The sequence below is a fragment of the Pseudomonas grandcourensis genome (assembly GCF_039909015.1).
Classification (GTDB): Bacteria; Pseudomonadota; Gammaproteobacteria; order Pseudomonadales; family Pseudomonadaceae; genus Aquipseudomonas; species Aquipseudomonas grandcourensis.
Genome location: NZ_CP150919.1, coordinates 3490050 through 3510350, shown reverse-complemented (window position 1 = coordinate 3510350; position 20301 = coordinate 3490050). Strand labels below are relative to the sequence as shown.

At 59.6% G+C, this 20301-nt stretch carries 16 protein-coding genes; 11 read left to right on the top strand and 5 right to left on the bottom strand.

Going from position 1 to position 20301, the window contains the following annotated elements; all coding sequences use genetic code 11:
* The first annotated feature begins 39 nt into the window (after positions 1-39).
* A complete protein-coding gene (locus AABM52_RS15640) occupies positions 40-1440 on the top strand; it encodes a PLP-dependent aminotransferase family protein (protein WP_347906644.1) in 1401 nt (466 codons plus the stop codon).
* Positions 1441-1553: 113 nt separating this feature from the next.
* A complete protein-coding gene (pgm, locus tag AABM52_RS15635) occupies positions 1554-3200 on the top strand; it encodes a phosphoglucomutase (alpha-D-glucose-1,6-bisphosphate-dependent) (protein WP_347906643.1) in 1647 nt (548 codons plus the stop codon).
* Positions 3201-3297: 97 nt separating this feature from the next.
* On the opposite strand, the gene AABM52_RS15630 is transcribed toward pgm, so the two are convergent.
* On the bottom strand, positions 3298-3993 hold the full coding sequence (locus AABM52_RS15630; protein ID WP_347906642.1) for a pirin family protein: 696 nt from the start codon (positions 3991-3993) through the stop codon (positions 3298-3300).
* 279 nt (positions 3994-4272) lie between these two features.
* On the opposite strand from AABM52_RS15630, the gene AABM52_RS15625 reads away from it, so the two are divergent.
* The gene (locus AABM52_RS15625; protein WP_347906641.1) at positions 4273-6747 is read left to right on the top strand and encodes a UvrD-helicase domain-containing protein; all 2475 of its coding nucleotides are present in this window, start codon (positions 4273-4275) and stop codon (positions 6745-6747) included.
* 109 nt (positions 6748-6856) lie between these two features.
* Complete coding sequence (locus AABM52_RS15620) at positions 6857-7288, top strand: delta-60 repeat domain-containing protein (protein ID WP_347906639.1); 432 nt, start codon at positions 6857-6859, stop codon at positions 7286-7288.
* Positions 7289-7610: 322 nt separating this feature from the next.
* On the opposite strand, the gene AABM52_RS15615 is transcribed toward AABM52_RS15620, so the two are convergent.
* Complete coding sequence (locus AABM52_RS15615; protein WP_347906638.1) at positions 7611-8636, bottom strand: IS110 family transposase; 1026 nt, start codon at positions 8634-8636, stop codon at positions 7611-7613.
* A 112-nt stretch (positions 8637-8748) separates the two neighbouring features.
* The gene (locus AABM52_RS15610) at positions 8749-9021 is read right to left on the bottom strand and encodes a DUF1652 domain-containing protein (RefSeq protein ID WP_347912635.1); all 273 of its coding nucleotides are present in this window, start codon (positions 9019-9021) and stop codon (positions 8749-8751) included.
* Positions 9022-9287: 266 nt separating this feature from the next.
* Here AABM52_RS15610 and AABM52_RS15605 point away from each other — a divergent pair, with 266 nt between their 5' ends.
* The 4 genes from AABM52_RS15605 (at position 9288) to AABM52_RS15590 (ending at position 13106) form a co-directional block, all read left to right on the top strand.
* The gene (locus AABM52_RS15605) at positions 9288-10103 is read left to right on the top strand and encodes a helix-turn-helix domain-containing protein (protein WP_347906637.1); all 816 of its coding nucleotides are present in this window, start codon (positions 9288-9290) and stop codon (positions 10101-10103) included.
* A 50-nt stretch (positions 10104-10153) separates the two neighbouring features.
* Positions 10154-11560 (top strand): FAD-dependent oxidoreductase, encoded by a 1407-nt coding sequence (locus tag AABM52_RS15600; protein ID WP_347906636.1) that lies wholly within the window; start codon positions 10154-10156, stop codon positions 11558-11560.
* A gap of 43 nt (positions 11561-11603) precedes the next feature.
* The gene (locus tag AABM52_RS15595; RefSeq protein WP_347906635.1) at positions 11604-11945 is read left to right on the top strand and encodes a cupin domain-containing protein; all 342 of its coding nucleotides are present in this window, start codon (positions 11604-11606) and stop codon (positions 11943-11945) included.
* Positions 11946-12020: 75 nt separating this feature from the next.
* Positions 12021-13106: a polyamine ABC transporter substrate-binding protein gene (locus AABM52_RS15590; RefSeq protein ID WP_347906634.1), complete on the top strand. Its 1086-nt coding sequence runs from the start codon at positions 12021-12023 to the stop codon at positions 13104-13106.
* Positions 13107-13152: 46 nt separating this feature from the next.
* On the opposite strand, the gene AABM52_RS15585 is transcribed toward AABM52_RS15590, so the two are convergent.
* Together AABM52_RS15585 and AABM52_RS15580 are read right to left on the bottom strand one after the other, a co-directional pair.
* Positions 13153-13830, bottom strand: a complete 678-nt coding sequence (locus tag AABM52_RS15585) for an MliC family protein (RefSeq protein WP_347906633.1) — start codon at positions 13828-13830, stop codon at positions 13153-13155.
* 137 nt (positions 13831-13967) lie between these two features.
* The gene (locus AABM52_RS15580) at positions 13968-14195 is read right to left on the bottom strand and encodes a YgdI/YgdR family lipoprotein (RefSeq protein ID WP_347906632.1); all 228 of its coding nucleotides are present in this window, start codon (positions 14193-14195) and stop codon (positions 13968-13970) included.
* 195 nt (positions 14196-14390) lie between these two features.
* Here AABM52_RS15580 and AABM52_RS15575 point away from each other — a divergent pair, with 195 nt between their 5' ends.
* The 3 genes from AABM52_RS15575 to AABM52_RS15565 are packed head-to-tail and all read left to right on the top strand — an operon-like array spanning position 14391 to position 20276.
* Positions 14391-16058, top strand: coding sequence for a VRR-NUC domain-containing protein (locus AABM52_RS15575; protein ID WP_347906631.1), 1668 nt, complete (start codon positions 14391-14393; stop codon positions 16056-16058).
* On the top strand, positions 16055-18343 hold the full coding sequence (locus AABM52_RS15570) for an ATP-dependent DNA helicase (protein WP_347906630.1): 2289 nt from the start codon (positions 16055-16057) through the stop codon (positions 18341-18343). The genes AABM52_RS15575 and AABM52_RS15570 overlap by 4 nt, the downstream gene beginning before the upstream one ends.
* Before the next feature lie 13 nt (positions 18344-18356).
* On the top strand, positions 18357-20276 hold the full coding sequence (locus tag AABM52_RS15565; protein WP_347906629.1) for a PAS domain S-box protein: 1920 nt from the start codon (positions 18357-18359) through the stop codon (positions 20274-20276).
* Positions 20277-20301: the final 25 nt, after the last annotated feature.

Sequence of the window (20301 nt, the reverse complement as noted above, 5' to 3'; positions counted from 1 at the left end):
CGTGGACGGATTTTCAGTCAGTGCAAACGGCCTTCGCCCATGAAAGGTCCACGAGAAACGGATTTCGCCTATCAGGCGGTTTATCGATACCTGGTCAGCCTGATCAACGAGTCTGAAGGGGATTCGCGCATCCGCTTGCCATCGCTGCGGCATCTGGCGGAGCGCCTCAATGTATCGATCTCGACCATCCAGTACGCTTATTCGCTGCTGGAGAAAGAAGGGCGGGTCTATTCGGTGGCCAAGTCCGGCTACTACGCATTGCCAGTGTCCTCGATCAACCTGCAAGACAGCGGCAGCGACTTGCTCGAAGCGGTCTACGTGAATGCCAGGCGCCCGGGGGTGCTGGTCCTGAGTGCTGATGAACCGGCGTTGTTGCAGCCGCTCGACAGCCCGTTGCTGCTGCTGGAGCGGGAGTTGCTGCGCCAGTATCCCCGCCAGCCGCAGTCGCCTTCGCAACCCTGTGGCGAACTGGAGTTGCGCGCAGCTCTGGCAGCACGCTACACCACGTCTCCCATGCGTTACTGGCATGCCGACGATGTCTACATCGGTGCCGACCTGCGCGGTGTACTGGAAATCCTGATTGCCGTGCTGGGCTTGAAGGACGCCACGGTGGTGGTCGAATCGCCGTGCGACTGGACGATCCTGCGTCTGTTTCAAGCCGCCTGCGTGCGGGTGATCGAGTTGCCTGTGCAGGCCGATGCCTGCCTGGATCCGGAACGCCTTGAAATGCTGCTCGATACCGAACCGGTAAGGCTGGTGATGCTGTCATCGGCCCTGAACATGCCCCGTGGCAGCCTGGCGCCTGACGAAAACAGGCAGGTCATTGCCCGGCTGTTGGCCGCGCATGACAGTTGGGTGCTGGAAAACGATTGTTATGGCGAGCTCGGATTCGACCTGGGCGGCGTGCGCTTTCGAGACTTGCTGGACCCTGAACGGCTGATGGTGTTTTCCACCTTCGAGAAAATCATCGGGCCTGAGGCGCCCTATGGTTATCTGCTTTCAAGGCATTTGAGCGCTGAACTGCAACGGCACTTTCTACTGCGCTCCTTTCGTCTTTCACCGATTCGCCAGAAAGCCATCGCCCGTTTGTACAGCAGCGGTCGCATCGATCAGCACCTGCTGGTGCTGCGACGGCTGCTCAAGGAACGCAAGAATCAAATGACCCTGTTGTTGCAGGAGCGATTGGGCGATGCCTTGCATTTCGTCGAGCCCCAAGGTGGTGCAACGGTCTGGGTGCGTTCGTTGCGACGGGTCAATGTCCGTCGTGTGTTCCAGCGCCTGCTGGCGCATCAGGTGGTCATCGCGCCTGGCGAGCTGTTCAGCCTCCATGGTCTGCACGGGCAGCATTTGCGCCTGAGTCATACCTTCGGCGGCGATCACAACCTGGCGGCCGCACTGGGATTGCTGGGGGATGCACTGCGCCTTGAATCAATCGAGTGACTGAGACAAAAAATAACAACCTCCACTGTGTTGGATCGATCCCATCGCGTTGCGGTCAAACTGCCAGTAAACTGCGACCCAATTCCTGAACCACTCTATTCCAGAGGTTTTGCATGACACTCAGTCCTTTTGCGGGTAAACCGGCACCGGCACAACTGTTGGTCGACATCCCGCGACTGGTAACGGCCTATTACACCGGCCAGCCTGATGCCGCGATTTCGACCCAGCGCGTTGCCTTCGGCACGTCCGGGCACCGGGGCAGCTCGTTCGACTTGAGTTTCAACGAATGGCACGTGCTGGCGATCAGCCAGGCGATCTGCCTGTACCGCGAGGCTCAAGGCATCAATGGCCCGCTGTTTGTCGGCATCGACACCCACGCGCTGTCCACGCCGGCCGGCGCCAGCGCTCTGGAAGTACTGGCGGCCAACGGCGTGACCGTGATGATCGCCGAAGGTGACGAGTACACGCCGACGCCGGCCATTTCCCATGCGATTCTCTGCTACAACCGCGGTCGCACCAGCGGCTTGGCCGACGGCATTGTCATCACGCCGTCCCACAACCCGCCGCAAAGCGGTGGCTACAAGTACAACCCAACCAATGGTGGTCCAGCCGATACCCACATCACCAAGTGGATCGAAGCCAAGGCCAACGAACTGCTGGCCAACAAGCTCGCTGGCGTCAAGCGCATCAGCTACGAACAGGCGCTGAAGGCCGGCACCACCCATCGTCACGATTACCTCAACACCTATGTCGCCGACCTGATCAACGTGATCGACTTCGACGCCATCCGCGACGCCAAGCTGCGCCTGGGTGTCGATCCGCTGGGTGGAGCAGGGGTGCGCTACTGGTCGGCGATTGCCGAACATTACCGCCTGGACCTGGACGTGGTGAACAAAGAGGTCGACCCGACTTTCCGCTTCATGACCGTCGACTGGGACGGCCAGATCCGCATGGACCCCTCGTCCAGCCACGCCATGCAAGGCCTGATCGGTCTGAAAGAACGCTTCGACGTGGCGTTTGCCTGCGATCCGGACCACGACCGCCATGGCATCGTCACGCCGTCCGGTGGCTTGCTGGCGCCGAACAATTACCTCGCCGTGGCCATCGACTACCTGTTCCAGAACCGTCCGCAATGGCGCGCCGATGCCGCCGTAGGTAAAACCGTGGTCAGCAGCGGCCTGATCGATCGCGTGGCCAAGCGCCTGGGCCGTCGACTGTACGAAGTGCCGGTCGGTTTCAAATGGTTTGCCGACGGCCTGTTCGATGGCTCCCTGGGTTTCGGCGGCGAAGAAAGCGCCGGCGCCTCGTTCCTGCGCAAGGACGGCGGCGTCTGGAGCACCGACAAGGACGGTTTGATTCCGGCCCTGCTGGCCGCCGAGATGACCGCCCGCACCGGCCGCGACCCGAGCCAGGCATACCGTGCGTTGACCGATGAACTGGGTGAGCCGTTCTCGGTACGGGTCGACGCCAAGGCCAATCCGGAGCAGAAAGCGCTGTTGAGCAAGCTGTCGCCGCAACAGGTCACCTCGACCCAATTGGCCGGCGAGCCGATCCAGAGCATCCTCAGCCACGCACCGGGCAATGACCAGGCCATTGGCGGCCTCAAGGTCATGACCGAGAACGGCTGGTTCGCGGCGCGTCCGTCGGGCACGGAAGACATTTACAAGATCTACGCCGAAAGTTTTGTCAGCGACGACCACCTCAAGCAACTGGTGGCCGAGGCGCAAACGCTGGTGGATGGTGCCATTTCCGCGAAGTAATCGACGTAACTCCCACAGGGGTTCGCTGCAAGCCACAAAAAAAGGGGCGACCATTCACGGTCGCCCCTTTTTTTGCGATTCGATTGCGCTCAACGGATCAAGCCAGATCCACCAATACAATCTCGCTGTCCTCAATGGCCGTCACCCGCAGCACGTGCTCCTCGGCAACCGCGACACCATCTCGAGCTTGTGCACGCAACCCATTGACTTCAATGACCCCGGTGGCCGGTACCAGGTACGCACGACGACCCTTGTCCAGCGGGTATTCGGCAGACTCGCCGGCTTTCAGGTTGGCCGCTACCAGCCGGGCATCGGCGCGGATGCGCAGGCTCTGATCGTCGCCTTCCTTGCCGCTGGCCAGGGTGACAAAGCCTTCGCGGTTGCCTTTCGGGAACGGTTTGGCGCCCCAGGACGGGGCCAGGCCGGACTCGTTCGGGATGATCCATATCTGGAAAATCCGGGTCGGCGTCGCTTCCAGGTTGTACTCGCTGTGGGCGATCCCGGTGCCGGCACTCATGACCTGGACGTCACCGGCTTCGGTGCGGCCCTTGTTGCCAAGGTTGTCCTGGTGGGTAATGGCGCCTTCACGGACATAGGTGATGATTTCCATGTCACGGTGCGGGTGCTGCGGGAAACCGGTGCCGGGAGCGATCACGTCGTCATTCCAGACCCGCAGGTTGCCCCAGTTCATGCGCTTGGGATCGTAGTATTCGGCGAACGAAAAATGGTGGTGAGCATCCAACCAGCCGTGGTGAGCACCGCCGAGGGAGTTGAAAGGTTTGAGTTCAAGCATGATCGTCTCCAGAAAAGGTTCGTCATGGGGCCAGGTGCCTGAGCCACGAAGCGAGACCGGTGAGTGATGACGGCCATCATCCAGCAGGCAACAATCGATAAAAAGCGTAAAAAATGCAGCATTCCCATCGAATAGATTGATATAAAACGAGCTCGAAAGTTTCTCATCCAGCTTTCACTTCATCGCATAAGCCAATGAGTCATAAGCAATTGACTAGAACTCGACGGCAAATGCAGACACCATAGCGCTCAACAGCCTCACACCCTGGAGTCAGTCCGCGTGCCGCAACACACCCCCGATCTTCCGCCTGAACTTCGCCCCCTGGCCGAGATGCCGCTGATCAAGCGATTGCTCGCCCGATTCTTCGGCTACAGCCTGACCCGCCTGCACGCACAGCATCGTGCGTCGTGGTTGCATGGCCAGGCGGACGGCTTTCGCAGCGGTCACAGCGCCGGGGTCGACTACGGTTACAAGGAGGGCAAGCTCGAAGGGCTGGAGGAGGGGCGGCAGGTCCTGCTGATCCGCGACTCGCGCAGCACTGAACACCGACCGCCGAATGTCGATGACCTGCTGTTCGACGACTGGCGCTTGCCATTGAGCGCCGAGGTGAAGAAGCGCATGAAGGCCGATGTCGCCCGCTTGTTGCCGGCCCATGCCCAACCCAGCGCAGCACAGTGGAAAATGATCTTCAGCGATACGCCATCCACCTCGGTGATAGCGGGTGCCGGTGCAGGCAAATCGACCACGCTGGTGTTGCGTATCTTGCTGTTGACCCAGTACCTGGGCTTCGAGCTGAGTTCGATGACGGTGGTGACCTTCACCCGTGAGTCGCGCAAGGACTTCATCAACAAGCTGATCGAACTGTTTGCGCTCTGGGGCCGCGCGATCAGCTTCAAGGAGGCTCGGGACCTGGTGCGCACCTTTCACTCGCGGATCCTGCCGATGGTGCGCAGTCTTCCGGGTTTCGAGCGCCTGCAGGCTTTCGAGAACCTCAGCCTGCGGGCCGCACAGGGTGACGAGGAGGCCGACAGCAATCCGTTCGATCTGCGCATCAACGACGCTCAACGCCAGCAACTCAACGCTTGCTATCACCGCCTGCACAGTAGCGATGAGCGTTTTCGCGAGCTGATCAAGCCATTGTCCCGGCATGCCCTGCAACTCAAGGAGCTGGAGCGCGATCACCCGGATGTGCAGAAACGCATGGGTGTGACCGAGCTCGCCTCCAAACGCGATGAAGAACTGTGCGACACCATTGAGGACCTGTGGATTCGCGCCGGTGCCTGGCCCATCAAGGGCATCGAACCGAGTCGCCAGGCGTTCGATATCAATGGTTCGACATTCCATTGTCACGGCTACATCCCGTCCCTGGATGCCTGGGTGGTGCTGGGGTTCGATCCCCGGGAAAACCCGCAGGTCACGCGACCGAACGCCAAGCTGACGGTGCGCGCAGAGTGGGCAGTAAAGCGCACCCTGTTTCAAGCTTTCTGCCGTAAGCCATTGATATGGCTTGATAGTTACGAATCGTCAAAACGTGTCCTGGCCTCGCTCGCTGGCGATGCCAGTGCCGGGCCGGGCTTCGATTACAAGGTCAAGGGCGAGCTCGCTTCAGCGCCGCTGCTCGATTGCTTTGTCGCCGCCGCCGGGTTTATCGAAAACCTTGGCCTGGATGTGCCAAGCGCCGTGGGGCAGATGAGTTTCGCCAAGGACGATCCCGACCGATTCTTCTTCGAAGCCTTGAGCCTTTACTGGCGGGCGCTGGAGGATCACTTGCTGGATCAAAAACCGCCGATCATGACCTACAACCGGATGTTCGCCCTGTTCAGCGAGCATTCGCCGGAGAATCTCAAGCTGCTCAGCGATGAGCTGCTGCGGCCGCTGTCGCACCTGATGATCGACGAATTCCAGGATGTCTCGCCGCAGATCGTCTCCTGGATCAGGGCCAGCCTGGCAGAGATCCGCAGTCGCGGGCCGGCCATGCACGTCGGGCGCGGAGCCCAGCGTTCCTCGCTGCTGTGTGTGGGCGATGACTGGCAATCCATCTATGGGTGGCGCGGCAGTTCGCCGACCTACTTCATGGAGTTCAACAAGGAGTTCCCGTCGCCGAGCACCACCAAGGTCATGCTCAGCGACAACTACCGCAGCCACCAGCACATCATCGATGCTGCCGAGCACATCGTGCGTGCAGCACCGGCCATTGCCGGGAAGAAAGCCAAGGCCGGCGGAGAACCCAAGGCGTTGCTGCCGGTGAACGTCCTCGATCGTGATGACCTAGGCATGGCCCAGCGCTTGATGGAGCATTACCGTAAGGGCGATTCGATCTTGATGCTTTATCGAAAAGGCAGCGATAAGTCATTGATAGAAGAGCATATTAAGCCTGTAGTTAATGTTGATTCTAGCTTGCCGTATGAGTCTCGCAGACTCAAACAACTGACCTATCACAGCGCCAAGGGCCTCCAGGCCGATGCGGTGTTTTTGCTCGGCGACTGCCAGCACCTGACCAGTTCACCCTACAAGAATCAGGTTTACCGGATGGCGGGCCTGGGCAAGGCCGGTGACAGTGAACCCTACGACAACGCCCAGAAGGACGAGATCCTGCGGCTGGCCTACGTGGGTATTACCCGCGCCGTCAGCCATTGCTACTGGTACGTCGATGCCCAAGACACCCAAGCCGCGAACATGCCCAAGGCCTCCGACCGGATCAGCAAGGGCAAGGCGTTCTTTGTCGACCATCGGCAGGGCAAGGTTTCTGCTTGAGCCCAATACTTCGACAAGATGGGCATTCGCCAGATAGCGAACATGCTGAGTTCAACCTGGTACTCCCAATGCGGCCTTGACGCGAGCAAGCTCGCTCCCACTGGACTTGGTGCTGGTCAGGATTTATCAACAACACCGGCTACTGTGGGAGCGTTCCATTCATGATCCCTACATTGGCCAATTGCTGATGCTGAACGACAGGGGTGATCTGGATCCTGTCTTTAACTCCGGAGAACCACTCAACACACAGTTGGCCAAAAGCAGCACGGTCTGGAGAGCGTTCCTGCATCAAACCGACGGCAAACTTGTAGTAGCCGGGGCAATAGACAAAGACAAGAACTCGCACATGTTTGACATCGTCGTTGCCCGTTTTGATCAATCAGGCGAACTGGATGCGGATTTCAATGACGGCCTGGGATGGGCTCGGACGCGTTTGAGCACTCAATCCGACGGTGCGACTGCGGTTACACTGCAAAACGACAAAATTGTCATCGGAGGTGTATCGCATGACTCGGGCGTTGTAGTTCGCTACCACAGCTGAAACCATCCATTTAAAGCGTGAGCGGCTTGTTCCCGTGTGCGCCCACCTGACATTACCCACAAAAATCTATGGTCGCCCCCATTTTTGCAATACTGATTAACGGGTGGTGTGGTTGGCTTGCTTAAATCTATCCGGCGTCTGTTTGGGGCATGCCCCAGCGCCACGATGAGAATCGCGCCTGACGATCCTAAAAAGCCCATCGGCTTCTAAAGCCGATTTTTATGCCAGGATCTTCGCCAGGCCGGTAGGCCGTTCACGTCATCTGTTGTTCAGCTATCGCAAAACCTGAAGGGTGAGTCGTGGTACTGCAACAACCTCAGGGTCAGGCGTTCAAGGCGTCTGGCCCTGCTTCATATTGCGTATGGTGAGTCGCGATCGCCCAGGCGATACGCGCCAGTTTGTTAGCGAGGGCACAGGCCACGACATTCGAATGTCGTCGACTGAGCAAGGCTCGTACCCAGTCAGCCAAGGCCCCTTTCTGGTGCTCCAGCCTCTGCATATAGACCCTGGAGCATTGCACCAACAGTTGTCGCAGGTGCTTGTCACCCCGCTTGCTGATCCCCAGCAAATTTGCCTTACCGCCTGTGCTGTACTGCCTGGGCACCAGTCCCACTGAGGCGGCAAAATCGCGACTGCGCCGGTACTGCTTGGCATCGCCCATTTCCACAGCCAGCAGGCTGGCGGTGATCGGGCCGACACATGGCATGCTCAGTAAGCGACTACCCAGATCATCGTCGGCCAGTTGGCTCGCCAGCTCTTTATCCAGCGCCCTGATTTGCTCATCCAGGTAAACGAAGTGATCGTGCAGACGTTGCAGCAACACCGTCAAACGAATGGGCAATTCGTGCTCGGCCAAGACATTTGTCAAACGCTTCATGATTGCCAGGCCTCTGGGCAGGCTGACGCCAAATTCCAGTAGAAAACCGTGCATCTGATTAGCCGTTTTTGTGCGGTCATGCACCAACGATTCGCGCATCCGATGCAGAACAGACAGGGTTTGCTGGGACTCGGTTTTAGGCGTCACAAAGCGCATAGATGGACGGGAAGCCGCTTCACAGATCGCTTCAGCATCAACGAAATCATTTTTGTTGCCCTTGACGAAGGGCTTAACGAACTGCGGGGAAATCAGCTTGGCCGTGTGTCCCATTGCCGCTAGCTGACGAGCAACAAAATGCGCCCCCGCACAGGCTTCCATCACCACGATACAACTCGGCACGTTGCCGAAAAGCTGCATCATCTGCGTCCGAGAGAGCTTCTTGCGAAACACCTCGTGGCCTGATTTATCCTGGCCGTGAAGGTGGAAATTATGTTTACCGAGATCGATACCGATCAGTGCTGACTGGATCATGATGATGGCCTCCGAAAACAAAACACCCTGCGAAAGCGTAGCCCTCGCAGGGTGTGGGGGTGACCATCTCATTAGCCCACCTGACGTGGGCTTTTTTGTGGCCGTTCAGCCTTCAGGCATAAACCCTGAGGGCTCGTGGTGGTACGAAGGCTTCAAGTTCATCCTCCACCGCTTCGATTATTAGTTCTACATCCGCAGCATTCATGACGGTGGCGCACGGAATACCGGCAACGGCGATCATGGTCTCGCCAGTGGCACGATCAAACAGACGGGCAATCATGCTGCCCGGCGCGTCCATGCTCGCCTCGAAACCCATGGGATGAAAATGCCAGCGCATCAGCTGGCAGGCGTTTGGAAACGTAACCTTGCTAAACCCTTTATTCATGTGTTGCCCGCCTTCATTATCGAGCGCGTCCGTTAGCTCATGGTAGGAGGGAAGAACCTTCATTGGTTCAACCAGTGACAGTTTTTAAAAGTAGCATCCGGATGTGAAAAGAATGTGGAGTTTTCAGGTCGTTTGGCGATTGCCGGCGTTTTTTTTGATCCAGCTCACGATTATCGACCATTTGCTGGCACCCGCCATTATCGGTTTAGTCGTTGAAGACAAAACGGAAGTTAGGCAAGCTCGGTGTTTTCCCGTCGAGATGTTCAATGCACGCCGATGATGATGGCCCGCTGCAAACCCAGGCCACGGGCGAGACGGTCATGCGCTATCACTTGCGCTGGAAGCACCGGGATCTGGACGGCGTCATGGCGCTTTATCACCCCGAAGTCCAGTACAACGATTTCTTCCAGAACAAGGTCATGGGCCTGGCCGAATTGCGCGAGTACGTGCGCAGCAGCATGCCCCGGGATCCGGATGAAGCGCTGGAGCATTCCGACCGCATTCGACTGGACGGCAACACGGCGTTCATTCAGTACCGCATCACCCTGCGTGGCGGTGAAGGGCTTGCGTCGTTTCGCGCCAGCGAAGCGATCACCGTCAAGGACGGGCTGATCTGGCGGGTCAATGAATATGCGTCATTGGTGCACGAACAACCCGGCAGCAAAGCTTCCAGCAACCAGCGCCCGGCGGTCAGCCGGCTCGGCCTGTCGCCGCGCCAATTGAGCTTCATGGCCGATGACCTGCAGCAGTATTTCCAGGGTCAACAACCTTATCTGGACCCGGAACTCGATCTGCAGCGGGTGGCGAAGGAGTGTGGCTACAGCCGCAACCAGATTTCCTACCTGTTGAATCAGGTGCTGGGCCAGAGCTTCTACCGCTACGTCAACCAGGCGCGCCTGCAACATCTGCTGGCAGCGCTGGATGCCGCCACACCGCCACTGCGCATCGATGAACTGGCCTTCGCTGCCGGATTCAATTCGCTGTCGGCGTTCTACAGCTGTTTCCGCCAGCATACCGGCCAGTCCCCCAAGGCCTATGTCAAACAAATTTCTTTGCGTGCACGCGCGCAAGACAGCACCTGAGCCCACGCACTAGGATCGACGCCATCGAAGTTTGAGTGGCGGAGTCTTGCATGCCAGCATGGCGCACTATCAGTTTGTGGATGGACCAGCTCGACGAGCCGCTGTTGGCGCGTCCGGCGCTGGAGCGGGACCTGGATGTCGACGTGGCGATCATCGGCGCGGGCTACACCGGGCTCTGGACCGCGTACTACCTCAAGCAGCACAAACCAGACCTGAACATTGCCATCGTCGAAGCGCAAACCGCCGGTTTCGGCGCGTCGGGGCGCAATGGTGGCTGGCTGATGGGCAATTTGCTGGGTGAAGATCGCCTGCTGGCCAAGCTGTCGGCTGAAGATCGCCGTGCCTCCTACGATTTGTTGCACAGCATTCCGGATGAAGTGGAGATTGTCCTCGAACGCGAGGGGATCGACTGCGATTACCGTAAAGGCGGGGTGCTGTATTGCGCCGCACGCTATCCGGAGCAGGAGGCCAGCCTGCGTCACTACTTGGACGATCTCCACCGCCAGGGCCTCAACGACAGCCACTATCGCTGGCTGACCCCGGAACAACTGGCGCAACAGATCCGCGTCGCCAAACCCTATGGCGGCATCTACGCGCCGCACGTGGCAACCATCCACCCGGCCAAGCTGGTACGGGGGCTGGCCCGGGCGGTGGAGCGCCTGGGCGTCAGAATCTACGAAAACAGCCCGATCACCCATTGGCAGTCCGGCAGCCTGCGCACGGCGAAAGCTTCGGTGCGTAGTCGCTGGGTGGTGCCGGCGGTGGAAGGCTACTCCGTCACGCTGCCGCCATTGGGGCGTTACCAGATGCCGGTGCAGAGCCTGATCGTCGCGACCGAGCCCTTGTCGGCGGCCACTTGGGACGAAATCGGACTGAGTCGTGGCCAGGCGTTCAGCGAGGCCAGTCGCCAGGTCACCTACGGCCAGCGCACCGCTGACAACCGATTGATCTTTGGCGCCCGTGGCGGGTACCAGTTCGCCGGCAAACTGCGCCACGACTTCGATCTGACCACTGATGAAATACAGCTGCGGCGCTATCTGTTCGGTGAGCTGTTCCCGCAGTTGAAGAACGTGCAGATCACCCATTCCTGGGGCGGCAACCTGGGCATGTCCCGGCACTTCCAGCCGCACATGCTTTGCGACCAGGCCAACGGCATTGCCCTGTCGGGCGGTTATGGCGGGGAGGGCGTTGGCGCCAGCAACCTGGGGGGCCGCACGCTGGCCGACCTGATCCTGGGGCGCGACACCGATCTGGTGCGCCAGCCGTGGGTCATCCCCCAGCGCGGCCTCGACGCACTGCGGGCCTGGGAGCCGGAGCCGATCCGCTGGCTCGGCTACAACGCGATCATCCGCAGCTTTGTCCATGAGGACCAGACCCTGGCCAACCCGGCCACTGCGCCCTGGCGGCGCAAGCTGGCCAGCGGGGTCGCCGGTTTCATGGAAGGTTTCATGCACTAAACGGCGCGTTCTTCATCTACAGGCTACATCGACAGGTATTCCCATGAGCATCACGCAATTCAAGAACACCGCAACCCTGAAACTGGACGAATCCAATCCGGTCGCCGTGCCCCTGGGTACCCCCGTGGCCGTGGCGTCGACCACCAGCGTCGAACGCGACGACGGTGTCGAGACCGGTGTCTGGGAATGCACCCCCGGGCGCTGGCGGCGGCAGATCGTCGCCCAGGAATTCTGTCACTTCATCCAGGGCCGCTGCACCTTCACCCCGGACGGCGCCGAGCCCCTGCACATAGAAGCCGGTGATGCACTGATGTTGCCGGCCAACAGCCTCGGCATCTGGGACATCCAGGAAACCGTGCGCAAGACCTACGTTCTGATTTTCTGAGTTTTCAATTCTTTGAAATTTGAAAGCTGATCCTTTGATTGCCTGCCAACAAAAAAAACCTACAGGAATCGACTCATGCTGCGAAAGACACTGACTCTGGCCCCGCTGATGCTGGTTGCATCGATCAGTCAGGCCGCCGAAACCGTCAAGATCTACAACTGGTCGGACTACATCGCGCCAGACACCACGAAAAACTTCCAGAAAGAAACCGACATCGACGTTACCTATGACGTCTATGACAGCAACGAAACCCTCGATGGCAAGTTGATGACCGGCAAATCCGGCTACGACGTGGTGTTCCCGTCCAACCACTTCATGGCCCGGCAGATTGAAGGCGGCGCGCTGAAGAAACTCGACAAGAGTCAGCTGCCGAACTGGAAGAACCTCAACCCTGTGTTGCTCAAGGCGTTGCAGACCAATGATCCGGGCAACGAGCACGGCTTTCCGTACCTGTGGGGCAGCACCGGCATCGGCTACAACATTGCCAAGGTCAAGGCCGTGCTGGGGGACAACGCCCCGGTGGACTCCTGGGACCTGATCTTCAAGCCCGAGAACATGCAGAAGTTGCAGAAGTGCGGGGTGGCCATCCTCGACAATGGCCCCGAATTGCTGCCGGCGGCGTTGAACTACCTCGGGCTGCCGCATCACAGCAAGAACCCGGAAGACTACAAAAAGGCCGAAGCCCTGCTGATGAAAGTGCGGCCGTATGTCAGCTATTTCCACTCGTCCAAGTACACCAGCGACCTGGCCAACGGCGATATCTGCGTCGCGGTCGGCTTCTCCGGTGACATCCTGCAGGCAGAAAACCGCGCCAGGGAAGCCAAGAACGGCATCGAAATCGGCTACTCGATTCCCAAGGAGGGCGCGGCGATCTGGTTCGACATGGTTGCCATGCCGGTCGATGCCCTGGATGAAAAGGCCGGTTACGCCTTCATGAACTACCTGCTGCGCCCGGACGTCATGGCCGGCATCAGCAATTATGTGCATTACGCCAATGGCAATGAACAGGCCGACAACCTGATCGACCCGGCCATCAAGAACGACACCAAGGTTTACCCAAGCCCGGAAATGATGGGCAAGCTGTTTGCCCTGGAAGCCATGCCATTGAACATCGACCGGATTCGCACGCGAGTGTGGAACAAGATTCGCACCGGTAGCTGAAAACCTGGTCAGGCATTCGGGACAGGACGTCCCGTTGCCATCCTTATCAGCCGGCCGGCTCGGCTGCGCAACTCATCTGGCCGGAGCCGGGTATCTGGAAAAACACGTCATCGCCGAGTTGCCAGAAGCTGAAGCTGCCTTTGTAATCCTTTCCCGTGTACCGGGTTCCGGAATTGTCGGGCACCTGGTTCAGCGTCACCGAGGTGTTCGCCCATTTCAGGAACACCACGCCCGGCTCGACCTTAAAGAAGGTCGCGGCAACCAATGCGTTAAACCCCGCGCAACGATAAGCCAACGGGCCTTCGGTGAGCCGGCTTGGGTCCTTGGTTCTCGCAATGGCCGAACCCTGGCGCAGTTGGAACGCACGTTCGGCATAACTTCGGATGACGCACGCTTTTGCTTGAGTCCCGCCATCACACTGGTTACGGGACTCAGTCCAGAACCGCTGATCAATTTCGACTTTATTCGGGCGCGGCACTGAGTGTTCGTCGGTGAGCGCCAGCAGATAAAGACGATTGAGTTCCAGGTCCATGCTCGCCAGTTGAGCGTCGTGACAGACAAGCTTTTCGGCGGATGCCTGGGGGTTGGCGCAATCGAAACTGGTTTTGTACGTTGGCAAGGGCTTTGGCTTGGGTTTTGCCTTTGTGGCGGCGTCACACAGGTTCGCCGTCACGCACGCGCTGACGGCGAGCACAGAGGCCAGAAGTGGCATGACCATTTTCATTTCGGCGTCACCTGAGTCTTTGCGTGATGCCCGTATTGCAACGCCTGTGTCGAAGCGTTGCACAGTCATTCGGTCGCACGGGGTCTATCGAGTGTAAAGCAGTGCTCGAAACCTGCCACATCGTGCCAGGAGAAACGTCAGTCTTCTTCTTCGCGAATCGTCGCCACTTCATCGGCCCTGACCTTCACCATCGCACCGGAAATGTCCTCAAACTCAAAGAACCCGTCCTTGGTTTTGGTTTTCGGCATGTCTTTGGTCAGGTATTGAGTACCGTTCTGCAGCGTCACCACCGTTGGTGTCGAGCAACCTGCCAGCGCCAGCAGGGCCGCTGCAGCCAGGGGCAAGCCCAATGTCTTGATGTCCATGATCACCTCCCTTACGTTTAAAGCAGCGCCATCAGCTCGAGGCTGTCACTGCACTTCTATGGCGGTTGGTGCCGCCAGGGGGCAGAAAGTTCTACTGAGTTGGGAAAATACCGGACAGCGCCGCCATTTATCCTTTTCCGATTGCGCCACGCGGCGTGGAACTGGTATCTGTATGCATAACCAGTATCAATCGCCATGGCCCATTTTCCAGTGACCGTAAATCCCCTCGACGATCCGTTCTATTACTTGAACAACTTCATGCAAGTGCTTGATTGGCTTGAACAGCGCTTTGCCGATGTGCTGAGCGTCGACGAGCAGCGCTTCATTAATGAGTTTAAGCGGTTGCCCCGTGAATCGCAGGCGTTGCTGGTCAGAATGGTCATGCGCAAGGGCGTTCATTTCAGGGCGAGCAAACTGCATTACCAGGAAATTGGCGATACCGGCTGTGCCGTCGAGCCGCTGTTAGCGCTCGGTTGGGTCGATGAGCGAATGCCGTTGACGGTCGAAGCGCTGTTCGAGGTGCTGCTCAAGGGTGAAATCCTCCAGGCCTTTGGTCCGGCAATCGATCAACCCAAAGGCAAGAAAGCCGATTGGTTGCTGGCGCTGTGCGAGCAATTTCCCCAGGCGCAAAGCTTCAACGACTGGTGCCCGACCCTGGACGAGCGTCTGTTCAGCCTGACCATCATGCAATTGTGCGATCGCCTGCGCCTGATGTTTTTCGGCAACCTGTATCAGGACTGGTCGGAGTTCGTGTTGGCCGACCTGGGTATCTACACCTACGAAAAAGTCGAGTTCTGCACCGAGTCCCGTGGCTTGCGCAGTCGCGAAGACGTAGATGCCTGCGTCCTCCTGCACGCGTATCAGCAACAATTCGAGGCCGGTGAAGCGCTGGAAGAGGTGGCCGAACGGATCAAGGGCCTGGCGCTGGATAATCCGTGGTTGCAACGCCGGCGCGGCAAGCTGCTGTTCCAGATGGCCCAGTACTGCGAACGCATCGCGGATTTCTCCATGGCCCTGAACCTGTACCGCGAATGCGCTTATCCCGGCGCGCGGGCGCGGCTCATTCGCGTTCTGGAACGCAGCAGCCAGTTCGAGCAGGCCATGGACCTGGCCGTACAGGCCGAGCAGGCACCGGAAAGCGCCGCCGAACACCAGCAGTTGCTCCGCGTGCTGCCACGCCTGCGGCGCAAGCTCGGCGGGCCGCCCATCAAGCGGGCAACGCCCCGGGAAATGCTACGCCTGGACCTGCAATTGCCCAGGACAGACCCGGCGTTATCGGTGGAGTACTACGTTCAGGCGCATCTGGCGCAAGAGTCGGCGCCGGTGCACTACGTGGAAAACAGCCTGGTCAATTCACTGTTTGGCCTGCTGTGTTGGCCGGCGATTTTCGCGCCTTTGCCGGGGGCGTTTTTTCACCCGTTCCAGCGCGGGCCGGTAGATCTGCTCAGCGAAGACTTCCAGGTCCGCCGGGCCGAACTGTTTCAGGAGTGCCTGGCCGAGCTCGACGACGGGCGCTATCGGCAGACCATCCGCGAACGTTATGCCGCCAAGTGGGGCGTGCAGTCGCCGTTCGTGTTCTGGAGCGTGCTCAGCGAAGAGTTGCTGGAGCAAGCCCTCGATTGCCTCCCGGCCGAGCACCTCAAGCACTGGTTCAACCGCCTCCTGCTGGACATCAAGGCCAATCGCGCCGGCATGCCGGACCTGATCCAGTTCTGGCCGGAGCAAAAGACCTACCGCATGATTGAGGTCAAGGGCCCGGGCGATCGCCTGCAGGACAACCAGTTGCGCTGGCTGGAGTTCTGCCATGAACACCAGATGCCGATCGCCGTGTGCTACGTGCAATGGGCGGAGCAGGACGATTGAGCTACAGCATTGCGGTGCGGGCGCTGTGCGAGTTCACCGCCAAGGTCGGCGACCTCGATCTGCGCTTCACACCGTCACCGACCGCGCTGGAAGGTATCGTCGGGCACCGTACGGTGGCCTCGCGGCGCAGCGAGGGCTATCAAAGCGAAGTCGCCCTTGAGGGCCAGTATCAGACCTTGACGGTCAAGGGCAGGGCGGATGGCTATGACCCCGGGCAAAACTGCCTGGAAGAGGTCAAGACCTACCGCGGCGACTTGAGCAAACAACCGGCCAACCACCGCCAATTGCATTGGGCTCAGGTGAAAATCTACGGCTGGTTGATGTGCCGGAAGCTGGATCTGCCACAGATCAACCTCGCGCTGGTGTACTTCGACATCGTCAGCGAAAAGGAGACCTGCCTGGTCGAATCTTTCGATGCCAGCGAGCTGCAACAATTCTTCGAACGGCATTGTGCGTTGTTCCTGCAATGGGCCGAACAGGAAGTCGCCCATCGAGAAGGGCGCAATCTGGCCGCCCAGGGCCTGGCCTTTCCCCATGCCGGTTTTCGACCGGGGCAGCGCCATCTGGCCGAGTCGGTGTTCAAGGCCGTCAGCACGGGGCGCTGCCTGATGGCCCAGGCGCCCACGGGCATCGGTAAAACCCTGGGCACCTTGTTCCCCATGCTCAAGGCCCTGGCGCCACAGCAATTGGACAAGGTGTTTTTCCTCACGGCGAAGACCCCGGGGCGCCAACTGGCCCTGGACGCCGCGCAAGTGATACTCGCCAGCGCCGATGCGCCACCGTTGCGGGTGCTGGAGATGATCGCCCGGGACAAGGCCTGCGAACACCCGGACAAAGCCTGCCACGGCGAGTCCTGTCCACTGGCCCGGGGTTTCTACGATCGCCTGCCCGCCGCACGGCAAGCGGCCAGCCAACTGAGCCTGTTGAACCAGAGCGCCTTGCGCGAGGTCGCCCTGGCGCACGATGTCTGCCCGTATTACCTGAGCCAGGAAATGGCGCGTTGGGCCGACGTGGTGGTTGCCGACTACAACTATTACTTCGACTTCAGCGCGCTGCTGTTCGGCCTGGCCCAGGGCAACAACTGGAAGGTCGCGGTACTGGTCGACGAAGCCCATAACCTGGTGGAGCGCGGCCGGCAGATGTACAGCGCCAGCCTCGATCAGGCGACCTTCAACGGCGTGCGCAAAACCGCACCCGAAGTGCTGAAAAAACTGCTGCAGCGGGTCAATCGCGAGTGGAACGCCCTGAATAATGCGCAAACCGGCGCCTATCAAGCCTATGACAAGGCGCCGGAAAAGCTGCTTCAGGCACTGTCATCGTGCAGCGCCGGCATCGGTGACTACCTCAACGATCACCCTCAAGGCATGGACAGCGCATTGCAGGGGTTTTACTTCGACATGCTGCACTTTTGCCGGGTGGCCGAACTGTTCGATGAGCAGTTCCTGTTCGACATCAGCAAGCGCGACCTCGAGCGCCAGCGCAACCTCTCGCAGCTGTGCCTGCGCAATGTGGTCCCTGCCGGGTTCATCCGCCCGCGCCTGACCGCCGCGCGTAGCACGGTGCTGTTCTCCGCGACCCTCAGCCCCCGGCACTATTACGCCGATTTGCTGGGCACACCGGCGGACACCGTATGCATCGACGTCGAGTCGCCGTTTCACGCCGATCAACTGCAAGTGCACATCGTCGACCAGATCTCCACACGGTTCGTACATCGCCAGGCGTCTCTGGAACCGATCGTGGACTTGATCGCCAGGCAGTTCAGTGAGCGCCCCGGCAATTACCTGGCGTTTTTCAGCAGCTTCGATTATTTGCAGCAGGTGGCGCAGTTACTGGCCGAGAAGCATCCGCACATCAGTCTGTGGTCGCAGTCCCGAGGCATGGCCGAAGCGCAGCGTCAGCAGTTTCTCGATCAGTTTCACGCCGACGGCCAGGGTATCGGCTTTGCGGTGCTGGGCGGGGCCTTCGGTGAAGGCATCGATTTGCCCGGCGCCAGGTTGATCGGCGCGTTTATCGCCACGCTGGGGCTGGCGCAGCTCAATCCGGTGAACGAGCAACTGAAACGGCGCATGGCCGCGATTTTCGGTGCCGGTTATGACTACACCTACCTTTATCCCGGTGTGCAGAAAGTCGTGCAGGCCGCTGGGCGGGTGATCCGTACGCAACAGGATCAAGGGGTGGTGATGTTGATCGACGACCGTTTTGGCGAGAGCAAGGTCAGGCAGTTGCTGCCGCGTTGGTGGGCTTTCCAAAATCCCGGTATGACCCATACTCCAGTGAAACCATGAGGCGGTGGGATCAATGAGCGAAGATCGAACCAGGGTCAGTGCCATCGAAGACGGTCGTTTTCGGCTATTGATCGACGCGGTGATTGACTATGCGATCTACATGCTTGATCCCGACGGCGTCATTACCAGCTGGAATGCCGGCGCCAGGCGATTCAAGGGCTATGAGGAGGCGGAAATCCTCGGTCAGCATTTCTCGCGCTTCTACACCGATGACGATCGGCGAGCCGGCTTGCCCCAGCGGGCACTGGACACGGCGATTCGTGAAGGGCGTTTCGAGGGCGAAGGTTGGCGGGTGCGCAAGGACGGCACGCATTTCTGGTCCCATGTGGTCATCGATCCGATCTTCGACCCGTCGGGTACCTTGCTGGGTTTCGCCAAGATCACCCGGGACCTGACCGATCGCAAAATGGCCGAGGAAATCCTCAAGCAAAGCGAGCAGCAGTTCCGCCTGCTGGTGCAGAGTGTCACTGACTATGCGATCTACATGCTTTCCCCGGACGGACGGGTGAGCAACTGGAACCCGGGCGCCCAGCGCATCAAGGGTTACTTGCCGGAAGAGGTCATTGGCCAGCATTTTTCGATGTTCTACACCCCGGAGGATCGCGATGCCTGCGAGCCACAACGGACGCTGGACATCGCCGTTCGTGAAGGGCGCTTTGAAAACAAGGGCTGGAGGGTGCGCAAGGACGGTACGCGGTTCCTCGCCCATGTCATTGTCGATCCGATCCGGGGTGACACCGGCACCTTGCTCGGTTTTGCCAAGATCACCCGGGACATCACTGAAGTCACCCAGGCGCAGCAGGCGCTGGAGCAAACCCGTGAGGCCCTGTTCCAGGCGCAGAAAATGCAGGCCATCGGCCAGCTCAGCGGCGGGATCGCCCACGACTTCAACAACCTGCTGACGGTGATCCTCGGCAATCTGGAAATCGTGCGCAAACGTGTGACGGACGATCCCAAAGTAACCCGCCTGATCGACAACGCCACCCAGGGTGCCTTGCGCGGGGTTTCCCTGACCCAGCGCATGCTGGCGTTTGCCCGACGCCAGGAGCTCAAGTCGGAACCGGTGCGGATACCGACCTTGGTGGACGGCATTTCCGGGCTGTTGCGTAGTTCCCTGGGGCCTTCGGTGAAAATCGAAACGCGCTTTCCCGAGGATCTTGAACCGGTGATGGCAGACGTCAATCAACTGGAGCTGGCCGTACTGAACCTGGCAACCAATGCCCGTGACGCCATGCCCCACGGCGGCACCATCACCTTCAATGCCAGGACCGAGGAATTATCCGACAACGGTGCCTCATCCCTGGCCGCGGGGCGTTATGTCTGCCTGAGCATTGCCGATACCGGCGAGGGCATGGATGAAGCCACGCTGGCCTCGGCGATGGACCCGTTCTTTACCACCAAGGGCGTCGGCAAAGGCACGGGCCTGGGGTTGTCGATGGTTCACGGTTTGATTGAACAACTGGGCGGACGCTTCATCCTCAAGAGCCGGAAGGACCATGGCACGAGCGCCGAACTCTGGTTGCCGGTCGCGACCCGTGGTGCAGCGGTGCAACCGGTCGCCGAAGCGGTGGCCGTGACAGTGCCTGGGCTGTGCGTACTGGTGGTGGACGATGACAGCCTGGTGTTGACCAGCACCAGCCTGCTGCTCGAGGACCTTGGGCACCGGGTCATCAGCGCGGCTTCCGGCGCCAGGGCGCTGGAGCTGTTCAGCTGTGAACCGGAGATCGATCTGGTGATCACCGACATGGCCATGCCACAGATGAGTGGCGCGCAACTGGCCAATGCCATCAGTCTCTTGCGACCGAGCGTGCCGATCATCCTCGCCACCGGTTATGCCGAACGGCTGGAAGGCTTTGCCGCGCGTCTGCCACGTTTGTCGAAACCTTTTACCCAACTCAACCTGGTGGAAATCATTGCCCTGGCAATGAAGTGAGGCGGCGGTTGCGCGGGCCAGAGGC